General features: G+C 61.8%; 15 protein-coding genes and 3 tRNA genes. 7 read left to right on the forward strand and 11 right to left on the reverse strand.

Annotated elements, in window-relative coordinates; translation table 11 throughout:
- Window positions 1-6 precede the first annotated feature (6 nt).
- The 8 genes from PCO31110_RS13475 to PCO31110_RS13510 all read right to left on the reverse strand — a co-directional run bounded on the left by PCO31110_RS13475 (window position 7) and on the right by PCO31110_RS13510 (window position 3,174).
- The gene (locus PCO31110_RS13475) at window positions 7-195 is read right to left on the reverse strand and encodes a glycine zipper 2TM domain-containing protein (protein WP_010807193.1); all 189 of its coding nucleotides are present in this window, start codon (window positions 193-195) and stop codon (window positions 7-9) included.
- A gap of 193 nt (window positions 196-388) precedes the next feature.
- A tRNA-Lys gene (locus tag PCO31110_RS13480) sits at window positions 389-464 on the reverse strand.
- A 54-nt stretch (window positions 465-518) separates the two neighbouring features.
- Window positions 519-594: transfer RNA gene (locus PCO31110_RS13485), tRNA-Lys, on the reverse strand.
- 58 nt (window positions 595-652) lie between these two features.
- Window positions 653-728, reverse strand: a tRNA-Lys gene (locus PCO31110_RS13490).
- A gap of 72 nt (window positions 729-800) precedes the next feature.
- Complete coding sequence (locus PCO31110_RS13495) at window positions 801-986, reverse strand: hypothetical protein (RefSeq protein WP_010804599.1); 186 nt, start codon at window positions 984-986, stop codon at window positions 801-803.
- Between the two features lie 174 nt (window positions 987-1,160).
- Window positions 1,161-1,400 carry a hypothetical protein gene (locus PCO31110_RS13500; RefSeq protein ID WP_010804600.1) on the reverse strand — a complete coding sequence of 80 codons (240 nt, stop codon included), beginning with the start codon at window positions 1,398-1,400 and terminating at the stop codon, window positions 1,161-1,163.
- A gap of 638 nt (window positions 1,401-2,038) precedes the next feature.
- Window positions 2,039-2,656, reverse strand: a complete 618-nt coding sequence (locus PCO31110_RS13505) for a LysE family translocator (RefSeq protein WP_010804601.1) — start codon at window positions 2,654-2,656, stop codon at window positions 2,039-2,041.
- 50 nt (window positions 2,657-2,706) lie between these two features.
- Window positions 2,707-3,174, reverse strand: coding sequence for a rhodanese-like domain-containing protein (locus tag PCO31110_RS13510; protein ID WP_150586747.1), 468 nt, complete (start codon window positions 3,172-3,174; stop codon window positions 2,707-2,709).
- A 483-nt stretch (window positions 3,175-3,657) separates the two neighbouring features.
- On the opposite strand from PCO31110_RS13510, the gene glnA reads away from it, so the two are divergent.
- The 6 genes from glnA (at window position 3,658) to PCO31110_RS13540 (ending at window position 13,273) form a co-directional block, all read left to right on the forward strand.
- Window positions 3,658-5,073: a type I glutamate--ammonia ligase gene (gene glnA, locus PCO31110_RS13515; RefSeq protein ID WP_010804603.1), complete on the forward strand. Its 1,416-nt coding sequence runs from the start codon at window positions 3,658-3,660 to the stop codon at window positions 5,071-5,073.
- Between the two features lie 274 nt (window positions 5,074-5,347).
- Window positions 5,348-6,454 carry a nitrogen regulation protein NR(II) gene (glnL, locus tag PCO31110_RS13520; RefSeq protein ID WP_036661067.1) on the forward strand — a complete coding sequence of 369 codons (1,107 nt, stop codon included), beginning with the start codon at window positions 5,348-5,350 and terminating at the stop codon, window positions 6,452-6,454.
- A 62-nt stretch (window positions 6,455-6,516) separates the two neighbouring features.
- Window positions 6,517-8,100, forward strand: a complete 1,584-nt coding sequence (ntrC, locus tag PCO31110_RS13525) for a nitrogen regulation protein NR(I) (RefSeq protein WP_150690628.1) — start codon at window positions 6,517-6,519, stop codon at window positions 8,098-8,100.
- A 53-nt stretch (window positions 8,101-8,153) separates the two neighbouring features.
- Window positions 8,154-9,035, forward strand: coding sequence for a dTDP-4-dehydrorhamnose reductase (gene rfbD, locus PCO31110_RS13530; RefSeq protein WP_010804606.1), 882 nt, complete (start codon window positions 8,154-8,156; stop codon window positions 9,033-9,035).
- 126 nt (window positions 9,036-9,161) lie between these two features.
- The gene (locus PCO31110_RS13535) at window positions 9,162-12,023 is read left to right on the forward strand and encodes a pentapeptide repeat-containing protein (protein ID WP_150690629.1); all 2,862 of its coding nucleotides are present in this window, start codon (window positions 9,162-9,164) and stop codon (window positions 12,021-12,023) included.
- Between the two features lie 266 nt (window positions 12,024-12,289).
- Window positions 12,290-13,273, forward strand: a complete 984-nt coding sequence (locus PCO31110_RS13540) for a flagellar brake protein (protein ID WP_010804608.1) — start codon at window positions 12,290-12,292, stop codon at window positions 13,271-13,273.
- A 100-nt stretch (window positions 13,274-13,373) separates the two neighbouring features.
- On the opposite strand, the gene xth is transcribed toward PCO31110_RS13540, so the two are convergent.
- Window positions 13,374-14,153, reverse strand: coding sequence for an exodeoxyribonuclease III (gene xth / locus PCO31110_RS13545; RefSeq protein ID WP_150690630.1), 780 nt, complete (start codon window positions 14,151-14,153; stop codon window positions 13,374-13,376).
- 328 nt (window positions 14,154-14,481) lie between these two features.
- On the opposite strand from xth, the gene PCO31110_RS13550 reads away from it, so the two are divergent.
- Window positions 14,482-14,733 carry a hypothetical protein gene (locus tag PCO31110_RS13550; RefSeq protein WP_010804610.1) on the forward strand — a complete coding sequence of 84 codons (252 nt, stop codon included), beginning with the start codon at window positions 14,482-14,484 and terminating at the stop codon, window positions 14,731-14,733.
- 312 nt (window positions 14,734-15,045) lie between these two features.
- Here the strand turns inward: PCO31110_RS13550 and PCO31110_RS13555 are convergent, their stop codons facing one another.
- Window positions 15,046-15,285: a helix-turn-helix domain-containing protein gene (locus PCO31110_RS13555; protein ID WP_036660894.1), complete on the reverse strand. Its 240-nt coding sequence runs from the start codon at window positions 15,283-15,285 to the stop codon at window positions 15,046-15,048.
- 10 nt (window positions 15,286-15,295) lie between these two features.
- Window positions 15,296-15,745: a DUF2975 domain-containing protein gene (locus tag PCO31110_RS13560; protein ID WP_168162849.1), complete on the reverse strand. Its 450-nt coding sequence runs from the start codon at window positions 15,743-15,745 to the stop codon at window positions 15,296-15,298.
- Window positions 15,746-15,922: the final 177 nt, after the last annotated feature.

Raw genomic sequence — 15,922 nt, forward strand, 5'->3', positions numbered from 1 at the left:
GGGGGGTTACTTACCCAGTTCGTGACCGACGACACCACCGACGACGGCACCGCCGATGGTACCGGCGGTGCTGCCGCCGGTGGCCTCGTGACCGATGACACCCCCTGCGACTGCGCCGCCGAGCGTGCAACCGAAGATCGACGAGCCTATGGCGAGCGCGGTGATGACAACGAAAATCGACTTCGCCGTTTTCATGATGAATCTCCTGTGGCATGTGCGCGTTGCGCGCGGCGCAGCGACATGAGTCCAGCTTAGATGGCCCGCGTTGCGTGCACTATCGGCCGCGACTGAATCGACTGTAGGAATAGGACGACAGGCCCAAGGGCGGGCAGCGGAATCGACGATAGAAACGACAAGGGCCGCACGATGTGCGGCCCTTGTGAGCATCTGGTGGGGCGTGAGTGACTCGAACACTCGACCTACGGATTAAGAGTCCGCTGCTCTACCAACTGAGCTAACGCCCCTGTGCTACCGGGAGCAAAAAAGACCGCAGGCGATGCAGCCTTTCCTGTCGTACTTGGTGGGGCGTGAGTGACTCGAACACTCGACCTACGGATTAAGAGTCCGCTGCTCTACCAACTGAGCTAACGCCCCGATGCAACCGGGAATAAAAAAGGCTGCACGGCAAAGCAGCCTTTTTTCAGAATTCGTTTGGTGGGGCGTGAGTGACTCGAACACTCGACCTACGGATTAAGAGTCCGCTGCTCTACCAACTGAGCTAACGCCCCAACGAGACCGAGATAATATCGATTCTTCCGCAGGGGGTCAACCCTAAATGGTGAAAATCCGCAAAAAAGGTCTCAGGCGAGAAGCGGAACCAGCTCGAACGCCAGTACCGCGAGCACGGCGCCGACGACCACGAGCAGCGAGCGCCAGCACATTCGAATGGTGCCCTTGCAGGGCATCGCGCCCACGACGATCGCGCCGAAGACTGCGATCGCAAACATGCTGATGAGTTGGGCGTTGGAAAGGTGGGGCATGATCATGATCGATCTCTCCGCCGTTATCGCATGAGTTAAGACGCGATTCCAGTATAGAAAGCTGCCCTTTCCAAGCAAAGCGGCGCGACAACCGGGATTTCCCCAGTGGCCGCGCCGTGCGTTGTTGCTCTGCGATCTGTCCGATTCAGTCGACTCGAACGCCGCGTATGGACATCAACGTTATTCGGGCAGATCGAGAATCAGGACGATCGTCCATGCGTCTTCGCCTTCGTGATGGTACTGACGCTCCACCACGATAAACGGTTGCTTCTTGTCGCCCTGACCGAGGAACAGCACGTCGCCTTCGGCCGGCATGCATTCGATCGGCGGCAACGCCAGAGGGGTGCCTTTGGGGACGAGCTTTTCGGCCTTCTTCGCCGCGCGCTCGGTCCATTCGATATCGAATTCGATCTGACTCACCGGATGATCCTGTCTATGCAAATTGAAACGGCTGCATGGTAGCACGCAGCTTGCGCGGCACAGGAAAAAAAGCCCGCTCCCTAGGCGGGGAACGGGCGAAGGTCCCATGCGATAACGGGGTACGCATGGCGACAGGAGATGCGCCCGAGGGAAACCGTCGGTGCCCGCCCGGCCAGAGGGGAAGTGAACTGGTCCGCAGGGGTATGACGGTTTGCTGCCCGGTATGGCGTGGGCGCGCGCCTGTCGGCGGGACAATACGAGGTGACGCAACACAGGCAGGCGATGCCGTCCCGCCTGTGTGCGTCACGTCATGCTGCCGGGGTACGGCAACACGACGAGGGGCAATGTGGGCCGACGCACCACGCAACTATCAGTGGCGAGCGCCGACCCGTGTCGGGGGAGAGAACGTTTGTGCCACCCATGCGAATTGAGTACCTTCTGGATACGCATCGCTAAGGTGAGCGTTGTGTGCAACCGTTGAAGAAAGTCTAAGCGTCTGGCTATTGCGGAAAAACGGCAATCAAGCGAATAGATACTTACGGGATTCGCAACAATGCGCTCTCCCAGAAAAAACGCCACCCGTGAGGTGGCGTTTGCGATGCTGCCGGTGGCGTCGGCGTCGGCGTCGGCGTCGGCGTTCAGCGTGTAGCGATGGCGACTGCGGCGCCGGCCATGACCGTGCCGGTCGCGCGATTCAGGCGTCGCACGGCGTGAGCCGAACTGAGCAGCCGACGGGCGCGGGCGGCGAGCACGATGTAGCTGCCGAACACAATCGCGAGCACGGTCAGCGTGACACCCACGACTTCGATATAGCCGAGCGCCGTCACCTTCTGGAGATCAAGCAGGTTGGGCAGCAGGGCGAAGTAGAACACCACGACCTTCGGGTTGCCCATCGTGACGGACAGGCCTCCCAGAAAGAGCCGCCACGATTTCTCACGTGGTGCAGTGGCCATCGGCTCTGTGGGGGCGATGGCCGGGGCGTGCCACATCTTCCATGCGAGATAGAGGAGGTAAGCGGCGCCCGCATATTTGATCGCGAGGAAGACACCCGAGAACGTATGCGCCAGCGCGGCTACGCCGAGCACTGCCAGGGTGAGCCAGACGACGTCTCCGATCGCCACGCCTGCCGAGAACGCGATCGCGCCCTGCATGCCGCGTCCGAGGACGCGCGCGACGATCGCTGCAATGCCCGGGCCTGGTGTGCCCGCGCCAACGAACAGCGCGAGGGCGAAAGTCAGCAAATGTGTCCATTCCATCTCGGCGTCTCCTCGCGTTGATGACGATCAGCGTGATCTGAAAAGGCGGCTCATGCGCCGAGCCAGGGAAGGCCGCGGAAGCACCAGCCGCTCACATGCTTGCGATGGCCTTCGCTATCCTTATCACCTTCGAAGCCTTCGAGAATGTCGAACGACTGGGTGTAACCTGCTTCGAAGGCAACTTTGGCCGCCGCTTTAGAGCGGGCGGCGCTACGGCACAGGAACAGCAGCGGCGTGTTCTTGTCAGGTGTTTGCGAGGCGAGTTGTTCGAGGAAGTGCTCATTGGGCACCCCGCCGGGGTAACGCACCCATTCGACGTTGGCGTACTGACCGTCGGGCACTTGCGGGCGGCCGACCCAATCGAGTTCGGCGCGTGTGCGCACGTCGATCAGACGAACGTTTGCATCGGCGTTGAGCAGCGCCAACGCTTCTTCCGGGGTCACGGCGCCCGCATAAGCGAGCTGGCCGCTGGCGCGGCGTTGGGTGGCTTGATCGAGAATGGCTTTGGCGCTTGTCATATTGCTGTGATCTCGCTAGTCGATGGTTGTCCTTCATTCTAGCGTGCACTTCGCGCGAGATGCGCTTTTGGCGACATTGGAAATCGGCGCGGCGTAGGATGTTCGGCGCATACGCGTTAAACGCGCGATATTTGGCGGTGCATTAGGACGGTGCATTGCGATGCACAATTCCGGTTCGCGACATTCGTCCGATGGCACCTTAAAGGTGCATAATCGATAAATGCACCACTATGGGTCTATTTTGATGTGGCTTGCACCGAAATGGAGAATTTAAGTCCGTGAGCGGGAATTCGGGGCTGGACGCACCAGAATCGATTATTTCCTTAGAAATCAGAGGGAGAGGGTGGGGTAAGGCGAGTTGGCCAGATCTTGGCACGCTTCCTGCTTTACTCAGGCGAATCCGAACACGGAGTTCGTTAAGAGGGTGCGGCGACGCGGGCGATAAGCGCCAGCAGCGCCAGATTGAATCTTTCGGGAGATAGCATGAGCAAATCTGTGGCAGATGTGATTAACCTGGTCAAGGAAGAAGACGTCAAGTTCGTCGACTTCCGCTTTACCGATACGCGCGGCAAAGAGCAACACGTCTCGGTGCCGGTGTCGCACTTCGACGCCGACAAGTTCGAGAGCGGTCACGCTTTCGACGGTTCGTCGATCGCCGGCTGGAAGGGCATCGAAGCCTCGGACATGCTGCTGGTGCCGGACCCCAACACTGCCTATATCGACCCGTTCTATGAAGAAAGCACGCTGGTGCTGACCTGCGACGTGATCGAGCCGGCCGATGGCAAGGGTTACGACCGCGATCCGCGTTCCATCGCCAAGCGCGCTGAAGCCTACCTGAAGAGCACGGGCCTGGGCGACACGGCCTTCTTCGGTCCGGAGCCGGAATTCTTCATTTTCGACTCGGTCCAGTGGAGCACGGACATGTCGGGCACGTTCGTCCGCGTGAGTTCGGAAGAAGCCCCGTGGTCGTCGTCGAAGGACTTCGAAGGTGGCAACACGGGCCATCGTCCGGGCACGAAGGGCGGCTACTTCCCGGTCGCACCGGTCGACACGTTCCAGGACATGCGCTCGGAAATGTGTCTGTTGCTCGAACAACTGGGCGTGCCGGTTGAAGTGCACCACCACGAAGTCGCCGGTCAGGGCCAGAACGAAATCGGCACCAAGTTCTCGACGCTGGTTCAGCGCGCCGACTGGACGCAGATCCTGAAGTACGTCGTGCACAACGTGGCACACAGCTACGGCAAGACGGCCACGTTCATGCCGAAGCCGATCGTGGGCGACAACGGTTCGGGCATGCACATCCACCAGTCGGTCTGGAAGGATGGTCAGAACCTGTTTGCCGGTAACGGCTACGGCGGTCTGTCGGAATTCGCGCTGTACTACATCGGCGGCATCATCAAGCATGCTCGCGCGCTGAACGCCATTACGAACCCGTCGACGAACTCGTACAAGCGTCTCGTGCCGCACTTTGAAGCCCCGGTAAAGCTGGCCTACTCGGCGCGTAACCGTTCGGCCTCGATCCGTATTCCGTACGTTGCCAACCCGAAGGGCCGCCGCATCGAAGCGCGCTTCCCGGACCCGATGGCCAACCCGTACCTGGCCTTCTCGGCCATGCTCATGGCCGGTCTGGATGGCGTGCAGAACAAGATCCACCCGGGCGAAGCTGCCGACAAGAACCTGTACGACCTGCCGCCGGAAGAGGATGCAAAGATCCCGACCGTGTGCTCGAGCCTCGAACAGGCGCTGGAATACCTGAACGAAGACCGCGAGTTCCTGACCCGTGGTGGCGTGTTCACGGACGGCATGCTCGATTCGTACATCGCGCTCAAGACGGAAGAAGCACGTCGTGTGGCAATGACCACGCACCCGCTCGAGTTCGAACTGTATTACTCGCTGTAATCGAATCGCTGCGCAGGGAATGCGCCGGCATGACGGAACGCCAGCGGCCGACCGTCATGCTCGACAAGCAAGGGGGATGGCCGCGGCCGTCCCCCTTTTTTATCCGCAGCGCGTATTCACCTCGTAGCCATCCATGAACCTATCGCCTCGATCCTTGATGAAAAGTGTCCGTGCTGGTGCGAAAGGGCAGACGAAGCGTGCTTCGCCTGCCGCTGCCGATGAAGACACCCGTGCCACCGAAGTGACGGCTGACGCCACCGGGTTGTCCGGTCACATGTCGGCGCTGCACACGAGTATTGAGCCCTGGGAGGCGAAGCTCGCGGCGACCGGTATCCTGCCCGGTCTCGAAGCGTTGCCGACCGTATTGCTGGTGCTCGAGAAGCACACGATGCGCGTCGTGTTCGCCAACCCGGCCGCAGAGGCGCTGCTTGCGCTCTCGCGCCGTTCGCTGTCGCAGATGACGTGGAACGACGTTTTCGCAAACGGCGAGGTGCTGACCTCGACGATGGCCGACCTGATCGCCAACCACTTTCAGGCGACACGCCTCGATCTGGTGCTTGAACGCACCGCGCAGGAACCGTTGCATACGCACGTGATCGTGGCTGCGCCCGAGTCGGCGCCTGACTTCGTGATCGTCGAGCTGATCGAGAACGAGCAGAAGATCAAGAACGAGCGAGAAGAACGCATCATCGACCAGGCGTTGATGAACAAGCAGCTCATCCGCAATCTGGCGCACGAGATCAAGAACCCGCTGGGCGGGATTCGTGGCGCGGCGCAGTTGCTGGAGTTCGAGCTGGATCAGCGAGAGTTGCGCGAGTACACGCAGGTCATCATCAAGGAGTCCGACAGACTTCAAACGCTGGTCGACCGCCTGCTCGAGCCGCATCGTCACCCCTATATCGCCACGGACGTGAACATCCACGAAGTGTGTGAGCGTGTGCGTTCCGTGGTGCTTGCCGAGTTTCCGCAGGGCTTGTCGATCGAGCGCGACTACGACGTGAGCCTGCCGGATTTTCGCGGCGACAAGGAGCAACTCATTCAGGCGCTGCTCAACATCGTGCGCAATGGTGCCGAAGCGTTACGCGAGCAAATCGCCCGAGGCGACGCACGTATCGAATTGCGCACGCGCGTGGCGCGAAAGATCACGATCGCCAAGCGATTGCACAAGCTGGCATTGGAATTGCATGTGATCGACAACGGGCCCGGCATTCCCGCCGACATTCGTGATCGCATCTTCTATCCGCTCGTTTCCGGGCGAGAGGGGGGAAGTGGTCTGGGACTGACGCTGGCGCAATCGTTCGTGCAGCGCCACGATGGTCTGATCGAATGCGAAAGCCGGCCCGGACGAACGGATTTCCGAATCCTGCTGCCCCTGGGCTGATATTGCCCTCACGCCGTTGGCCGTAGCACCTGCGGCCGGGCATAGACGTTATACGGTGAACAATGAAGCCGATCTGGATAGTAGACGACGATCAATCGATTCGATGGGTCCTGGAAAAGGCGCTCTCGCGCGCCAACCTGCCGGTGCGCAGTTTTACCGGCCCGCGCGAAGCCAGTGCGGCGCTCGAACACGACTCGCCACAGGTGCTGGTCTCGGACATCCGCATGGCGGGCGGCTCCGGGCTCGAACTGCTGCAAATGGCCAAGCAACGGCATCCCGGACTGCCGGTCATCATCATGACCGCGTTCTCGGATCTCGACAGTGCGGTTGCGGCCTTTCAGGGCGGCGCGTTCGAGTATCTGGCCAAGCCGTTCGACGTGGATCGGGCCGTCGAACTGATTCTGCGCGCGGTCGAAGAGAGCTTGCGCGAAGCGACGGACGACGAGCGCATCACGGAAGAGCCCGAAATCCTCGGGCAGGCCAGTGCGATGCAGGACGTGTTTCGCGCCATCGGACGTCTATCGCATTCGAGCGCGACGGTGCTCATCACAGGCGAATCCGGTTCGGGCAAGGAACTGGTCGCGCGTGCGCTGCACCGGCATTCGCCGCGCGCGTCGGGGCCGTTCATTGCCCTCAATACGGCGGCGATTCCGAAGGATTTGCTGGAATCGGAATTGTTTGGCCACGAGCGCGGGGCTTTCACCGGCGCGCAAGCCACGCGGCGCGGACGCTTCGAGCAGGCCGAAAGCGGCACGCTGTTTCTCGATGAAATCGGCGATATGCCGCTGGATTTGCAAACGCGTCTGTTGCGCGTGCTCTCGGACGGCAATTATTACCGTGTCGGCGGGCATAGCCCGATCAAGGCGAACGTTCGTGTGATCGCGGCCACGCACCAGAATCTGGAAGATCGCGTGCGTCAGGGACTCTTCCGGGAAGATCTGTATCACCGCCTGAACGTGATTCGCCTGCGTTTGCCGTCGTTGCGCGAGCGTAACGAGGATATTCCGCTGCTGATACGTCACTTCCTGCAGAAGAGCGCGCGTGACCTGGGGGTGGAGACGAAGCGCATCAGCGAAGCGGCATTGGCGCATCTGACGCGCTTCCCGTTCCCCGGCAACGTGCGTCAACTGGAAAATCTGAGCAACTGGCTGACTGTCATGGCCCCGGCGCAGACGGTCGAGATCAAGGATCTGCCACCGGAGTTTCAGACACTGACGCCGACATCGATGACCGGCGCGGGCACGTCGGCGGGGGTGCCGGCATATGCTGCCGCGTCGACCACCGCTGTGGCGGCGTCGGTACCCGCGGGTGCCGCAACCGGGTACGGTGGCGTGGGCGCCGGGCCTGCGGCCTCCGGTGTGGCTTCGAGCGTCAATGGTGTGCCTGCGGCGGCCGGCGTTGGTGGCGCGTCGGCAGACGTGACGGGGGCCGAGAGCTGGGAGCCGATCTTGCGCCGTGAGGTGGCCCGTTTGCTTCGTTCGGCATCGCCCGACGTGATGGATCAACTGACGCGCCGTTTCGAGACCGCCCTGATCAACGAGGCACTCGATTTCACTCGCGGGCGCAAGGTCGAAGCGGCGAGCCGTCTCGGCATCGGCCGAAACACCATTACGCGCAAGATTCAGGAGTTGGGGCTGGAAACCTGAAGCCAATCGGGTTAGGCTCCCCGATTCACGGATAACGACAAGGGAGTCGGACCATGGCAAGACGCATCCTGTTGACCGGTGCCACCGGGCAGGTGGGCTGGGAGCTGGCACGTAGCCTGCAAGGCTTGGGCGACGTGCACGCCCCTGGGCGCAACGAGATGGACCTGCTCGACACCGACAGCGTGGTGCGTACGTTACGTGACTTCGCGCCTGACTTGATTGTCAATCCGGCGGCCTACACGGCGGTCGACCGCGCCGAGACGGACGAGGCAGCGGCGTATCAAGTCAACGCCGTCGTGCCGGGCATCATGGCCGAAGAGGCCAAGCGTCTTGGTGCACTTGTCGTGCATTACTCCACCGACTACGTTTTTGACGGGACGTCCTCGACGCCGTATCGCGAGGACGAACCCACCAATCCGCAGAACGCCTACGGCCGCACCAAGCTTGCCGGTGAAACGGCCGTTGCGGCGAGCGGCGCGAATCATCTGGTGCTGCGCACGAGCTGGGTGTATGGGGCGCGCGGTGCGAATTTCCTGCTCACCGTCCAGCGCCTTGCCCGTGAGCGCGACGAGTTACGGATCGTGGCTGACCAACATGGTGCGCCAACGTGGTGCCGGACGATCGCCGAACTGACGTCGCAGGTTCTGGTGCAGGGATTCGGCGAGCGCGGTGTCGACGCGGATTTCTGGCGCGAGCACGGCGGTCTGTATCACTTGACGGCCGCGGGGCAGACGACCTGGCACGGATTCACCGAAGCGATTCTCGATCTGAGCGCGCCGGAAAAGCGGCCTAACGTTGTGGCGATTCCGACTTCTGCCTATCCGCTGCCGGCCAAACGTCCCGCTTACTCAATCCTCGACAACGACAAGCTCGCACGCACCTTCGGCGTTCGGGCGCCCGACTGGCGTGACGCGCTGACGCTCTGTCTCGCCTGAGACAACGGCATCCCCCGACGGGGTCGCGCACTAAATCGGAAATTCCTCAGCGCGCGACACTGAATTCCTTCGGCAACATGGTGGCTTTTTCGCGCATACGCATAAGCGTGTGCCAAGGAGCGACGCATGTTGTCGGTTCAGAACCAGATATCCGGCGGGGAACAAACCTCGGCGGCAGTCCGCGATGTCGAGGGCAGTGCCGTCAGTCGCGGCTCATTATCGTCTTCCGATATCGCAGCGCTCAGTGCGGCACCGCCCGAGGCGCTGCGCCGTGCGATTCTGCGAGCCGACGAAGATGAGCGGCGTGCGATCGCGCAGCAAGTCGCGTGGCTGGTGAACATTCTCCCGTCCTCGCCGGACGCGCTGGGACGATACGCAAGCATTGAGACGCTTGGGGCAACGGCGGATGCCTCGTCGGGGGCGTTGCCGTTTGACAAGGGCGCGCTCAAACAGGCATGGGTCACTCGCTTTTCGCACCTGCTCGATGGCGAGCGTGCCGCAGCGGTGGCGCGCGATCTGGTGAAATGGTGCGGCACGCAGCATTGTCAGACGCCAACGGCTGCGCTATGGCATTGGCTGCCGTCGGCCGACGAGGCCTCGGACGACGTGCTGGCATGTGAGCGCCTGCCCATGCGCGAATGGCCGATCTCTGTGTTGAATACTGCATTGACACTGTCGAATCTGCGCAATGCCAGACTTCCCGATCTGTGGATGCCCAATGCCGATTTGCGCGGCGTGATGGCGCCGGGCGCGCAGTTTTGCGGCGGGCATTTCAATGGTGCTTGGTGGGGCGGGGCATCGTTACCCAAGTCGGGGTTCGCCTGCTCGAAGCAGATCGGTGCGGATTTCGAAGGCGCAAATCTGCGTGGTGGGAATTTTCGGGCGGCGGATCTGAGCGATGCGAGGCTTGTGAACGCCGATCTTCGTGGCGCCGTGATCTTGCACACCGTCATGTGTGGTGCCGACATGAGTGAAGCCAAATGTGCAGGAGTGACATTCACGAAGGCGCGTCTCGACGAGGCTTCTTTCCAACAAGCCACATTGCACGGTGCCCGCTTCGTCGGTGGCAGCGCGCACGGCATGAAACTGGTTGGGGTTAAGGCAAAGCGTTCGCAATGGATGTCGATGGCGATGCGCAAAGCGCAGGCGTTGGGTGCCGATCTTCGCGGGGCCGAATTCCGCCAGTGCACGCTCACCGAATGGGACGCTCGCGGGGCGAAGCTCAACGACGCGTTCTTTGCGTCTTGCGATCTGCGTAATGCCCGGTTTTGCGGCGCGAGTCTGAAACGTCTGCGTATCGGGCCCGATTGCAATCTGGCCGGTACGCGGTGGCAGGACGCCCGAATTCGTCTCGACGTGACATGGCTGCGCAGCTTGACACCGCCGGAACTGGATAACGTCGTGCAGTCGTGGATGACACTTCCGCCCGATCAGCCGACGGCGCGCGCGAATGTCTTCATGCAACTGCTGGTCGCGTTGGGCCGCAAGCCGGGCATGCTCAACATGGGGCACGAAGCGGCGCCGCCTTTGCATCGGCTGCCGGAACATGTGCGGCGCAGCGACTGGCTCGGATGCTTGCTGGCTGCATTGGGCGAGACGGGGGGCATTGGCGAGCATGACGGACTCTCCGAACTGCGTGCTCAATGGTTGAACCAAACGCTTCAGGATTTGACCGACGTCCCGCTATGGCGTGGACGAGCGGAATGGGTCACACCGTCGCTGATGCGGGCGCTGCACGGAGGCTGTGGGCCTGCCTCACAGAAGGCGCCCTGGTCACTCGCCGGGGCAATGTGTCAGACGCTCTACTGGGCGGGTGAGGGCGCGGGTGGTGTCGGCCCGGTGGGCACTCAGGCGTTGCGTGAAGCATGGTTCGATGCGTTGCCGGCACAGGTGCCCATCGCCCTCTCTGCGGACGGGATCAATGCGTCCGACGCGAGTTTTGCCGTGTTGATTCGGGCGGACGGCAACGTCGCGGCGCGACTACCGGTGCATCTGCTGGCCAGACTTCTTGGCTCGCATAACGGTGGTGATCCGAAGGAAAGTGACGCGCCTTTCGTTCGCGATACGCTGCCGGGTTGGCATTGGCTTGGCACGCGAGTGGTGGTGTGCGATGCCGAGTCGCCCGAGGATTATCTGCCCGGCACCATGGCACAGCTCCCGGGACTGCTGCGAGAGTTCGGATTTCTCGCCGGACTCTGGCCGGTAGAACGTCGTCTGGATGGCTTCGTCAGGCTGATCGGACGTTGGTGTGGGAAGGAAGGCGCGCACCGTGCCAATGCCGCATGTCATGGAACGTGGGACACCACGCATACCGACGCTACTACTGCCGGTACCGACATCGGTACTCCCGAGGATGCGGCACGTGCCTTGTTGAGTGCGACAGACCGGCTGAACGCACTGGTGAGTTCGGCTCGCGCGCCCGGTCATGTGCAATTGCGGCCCGCCGGACATGCCGATATCGAGGACATTTTCCGCGATGTCCCGCTCGTGATGCCTGTTGAGCAGACACCCCTGAGCTCATTGATGACGCGCCGGGTCCGGCTGATTTCTCTCGTGGCCGGACTGAGCTGGCTGGCGACCCAGCCGCAATGGCAGCGGCCTTGGTCGACAGCCAAAGACGAGTCGAGTGCGCTCCGGGGGACGACGACTTCCGCAGATGCGCCTCGCCTGTATCGCTACTACGCGCTGGCGCTGCTTAACGAAACAATGAACGGTGACCCGGCATGGCGTCATCTGCCTCAGGCGATCGCGTTGCGCATGTGCTTGTCGAGCGAAGCGGGTTCGGCGGAATCGTTAGCGGAGCGGTTGGCCGATTGGCTGACATGTCCTGAAATACGTTACCTGCCGGGGCTGGCGCAAGCATGTCGTCACACACTTCCCTGGTTCTGGGCCATTCGGCTGCCGCTTCGGGCCGGCACGATTCGTCAATCCATGATGGTGCGGCGAGGGGCCGCGGGTGCTTCGTCCGTCGACCCAAGCGGAGATTGACGGGCCTTTTGCCCGATATTCCGTCGTCAGAACAGGCGTGCTTTCGTGGTAAAAATACGTACACGCAATGCGTTGCTCCTTGTCGGGAGCGGCGTTTCCAGCCGGCTGGATGCGTGGCATTTCTGTAGTTGGCGACATTTGTTGGGTGTTGGCCGCGGATGCCAGCGCGAAGAGGGCCGCCCAAGACGCGGCCCCGCGTGCCGGAATGCGGGGAAGGCCAATGCCTTGTTCCCAAACTATCAAGGGTTTCGTACCCGACAGGCACCATGCACTCGACTTGTATTGCGTCAGGCTATCCGGGGTTCGTGGCAGTCAACCGCCGCGAGCTTGATGCGCATGTTCCACTCTCGTGGCCTTTGTTCGATGCCGACGGCACGCCGTTGCTGGCGGCGGGCGAGCGTTTGCCGTCCGAGGCCGATCTCGATTGGCTCTTCACCATGTTCGCGCCGCACCGGCCGCTGCCCGACGGGGCCACCACGGGCGAGGCGGCAGGCCGCACGGAGGCGGCGAACTCAGCATCGCCGCTGGGAGCGGGGGCGTCGACGGTATATCTCCACGGTTTGCCTGTGCCATTGCCCATCGGTGCGTGGATACAGGTGCGCGTCGCGCCGGAAGCGCAGACTACGCGCGTGCGTGCACGGCTGATCGGCCGGGCGCCCAACGGCATGTTGATCATCACGCCGCCCACGGCGGGGGAGATGCGTTTGCCGGTGACCGCAGGCGATAGGCTCGCCCTCTGGACGTTCCCCGGCGACAACCTGTACGAATTCACCTGCGACGTGCATAGCGTCCATCATGGACCGTTCGACTATTTGTTGGTCTCGCGTCCGTCTCAGGTCCGTGAGACACCGGTGCGTCGCACGCCTCGTGTCGATACGCGGCTGGTCGCGCGACTGTCGCCACTGGACGAAACGACGCGGGCGTCATTTACCCGCATGCTGGCCGATCCGCAGGACACGCCCGAGTGGCTGGTGATGGTGCGAGACATCAGCGCCGATGGGGCGGGGATCCTGGCGAAGGCGCCGTTACCCGATGGCTGCCATCATGTCGCGTTGCAGTTCCGCGTGCCGATCGGTGCGGACGTCGTCCCGATTCTCGGCATGGCGGCGGTGCGCGGCGTCGAGGGGCCGCTTGTCGATGGCACCTGGGCTTACGGGCTGGAATTCATGCAAATGGACACGCGCAACAAGGCGGCGATTCGCTGCTTCGTCTATGAGTCGCGTCTGACGGACCCACGCGCCGGCCAGTAACCTGCCAAGTGACCTGTCAAGGCCTTGCCCGATGAAAAAACGGCACCTGACTCAGGTGCCGTTTTGCATTGCCGAAGGGAAACGAGCGCAGGCGCGTTCGTTAGTCCTTGAACGTGGCAACGACCGGGGTGTGATCCGAAGGCTGCTCCCATGTGCGCGGAACGCGGTCGATTTCACAGGCGGTGCAACGCTCTGCCAATGCGGCCGATACGAGGATGTGGTCGATGCGCAGGCCGGCATTGCGGCGGAAGGCGCCCATGCGGTAGTCCCACCAACTGAATGTCTTTTCCGGTTGATCGAACATGCGGAACGTGTCGCGCAAGCCAAGCCCTTGCAGACGCGCGAACGCCTGACGTTCTTGCGGCGACACCAGATTCTGGCCTTCCCATTTCGCGGGATCGTGCACGTCGCGGTCTTCGGGCGCGATGTTGTAATCGCCGAGAAGCGCGAGTTTCGGATGCTGCTCCATTTCATCGGAGAGCCAATGGGTGAGGGCGTCGAGCCAGTTCAGCTTGTAGGCGAACTTGTCCGAACCGACCGCCTGTCCGTTCGGGAAGTAGCCGCAGACCACCCGCACGTCTCCGATCGTTGCCGTGATGAGCCGCTGCTGCTCGTCGGCGAAGTTCGGCAAATTCTTGACGAGATCCTTGGCTTCGCCCACTTTCGTGTGGTTGACCAGCAGTGCGACGCCGTTATACGTCTTTTGCCCCGTGAAGTGCGAGGTGTAGCCGAGCGCGGCGATTTCCGTGATCGGGAAATTCTCGTCGGTGAGCTTCAGTTCCTGAAGACAGAGAACGTCGACCGGATTGCTGCGCAGCCAATCCTGTACGTGGCCGAGACGAACCTTTAGCGAGTTGACGTTCCAAGTGGCAAGTTGCATGAAGAATCGTATCTCTTGATTTGGCGAGGGTTGGGTGGGTGCTTCGTTACGCCGGTTTCTAGCGGACTGTCCTTGTCTCGCCCGGTAGGCGGATCACGGCGAAACACTATGCCCGCATTGTAGGCGACTATCCTTCGGGCCGCGATTGTCCGACTCACCGCGCAATGCCTTCTGCTGCGATGTTGCAGTCATGTTGACGACAACACGAACCTGTCATTGGGGGGCGACGGTGTCTGAAGGAGTACCATCACTGCGAGCGTTGCAGCTCGAGAGACGGCTGTGCTGTTGTTTTCCGCAGGCTGTGTCCTTGACGATGCCGGAGGTGACGATGGAAAGAACGATTGCGTACCGTGGCTTTGAGATCTACGTAGCGTTGAAGCCTGCCGCGCAGGACACGTTCGACGTATGGTTTCGCGTGGATGGCCCGATCAAGCTGGCAGGCATCGTGGCCCTTGGTACGCCCATCAAGGTTCGCAACGGACCGTTTTCGCGGCGATGGGCTTATCTGGTCGCGGAAATCGCCGGCCAGGCAGCGATCGACGTCATACTCGGCGCCCCAGAGCAGGGGGACTCGTCGTGACGAGTCTCCCGCTTCATGAATTGACGGCGTGCTCTCCCATACGAAGCGAAGCTCACCGCACAGCGATAACGGGTCAATCCGGCTTTGCGGGTGTGGTGTCGCGCCGGTACATGTCGTAGTTTCTGTTCGCGTCGGCCTGACACCGACTACGCATATCGACGGGCTGTTCGTTGCAAAGACTTCTGTGCCACGCCTGTCCTGTGGCGTGCATTTGTTGCGACGAGCAGCCACCAAGCCAGCCAGACACCGCAATGAGGGCGATGGCGAACGAATGTCGCTGTGCGGAACGGCGCAGCGGATTTGTGTTGGGCATCATGTGTCGGTGTTTTCACCGTCTTCGGTGTGAACGGCGGGTTCGTAGCGAAGCAAGTCGCCGGGCTGGCACTGAAGATAGACGCAGATTCGCTCGAGCGTTTCAAAGCGAATGCCCTTGACCTTCCCCTGCTTGAGAAGGGAGAGGTTGGCTTCCGTGATCCCCACGAACTCTGCCAATTCCTTGGACTTGACGTTGCGCTCGGCGAGCATCACGCCCAGCGTGACTCGTATTGGCATGAACCTTCCCTCAGACGAACTGTCGATGCTCGTCCGCGATTTCGGTCGCGTCAACGAGAACCCAGGCGATCACGGCGACGATTCCGGAGAATAGCAATTGCAGCAGCGTGTCCGATCCCACGTTCACGGCGAGGCTCCATGTCCGTTCGGGGCTCAATGCGCTAAGAAGCACACTGAGCGCCGCACCTGCCAAAGGCTGCAGCGCGGCCGATACCGCCATGGCCACGGCAAATGTCCGAAGTGAACGCACGGCCGCGGCAGTGAGCGCCTGATCGTTCGCAAACAACCGGAAGCATTGACGGGCGGCCAGGAGGCCAAAGACCAAGGCGGCGAGCGGCACCATCGAAATCGCAAATCCCCCGACCCGTGACAGCGCGTCAAGCGTTGCGGGGGGCGCGATGCCCAGGCCTGCGTGACGAAAGACGTCTGCAGCGGATGTCGCCGTCCAATAGCGCAGCATGCCAAGTACAAGCAACACGGGAACCGTGAGGCAGGCCCACGCCATCACGTTGCTCAGGCGACGGATTCGCGCGATTCGCCGCAGATGTTCCGGCAGGCCTGCGGAAGCGCCGGGCGGTAGCGTTTTGTTCGTGACCATGGGGAGGCGCAACGCGTTGTTGAGATGAAAATTATTATT

Origin of the sequence: Pandoraea communis (assembly GCF_902459745.1) — a bacterium.
In the GTDB taxonomy this organism is placed as follows: Bacteria; Pseudomonadota; Gammaproteobacteria; order Burkholderiales; family Burkholderiaceae; genus Pandoraea; species Pandoraea communis.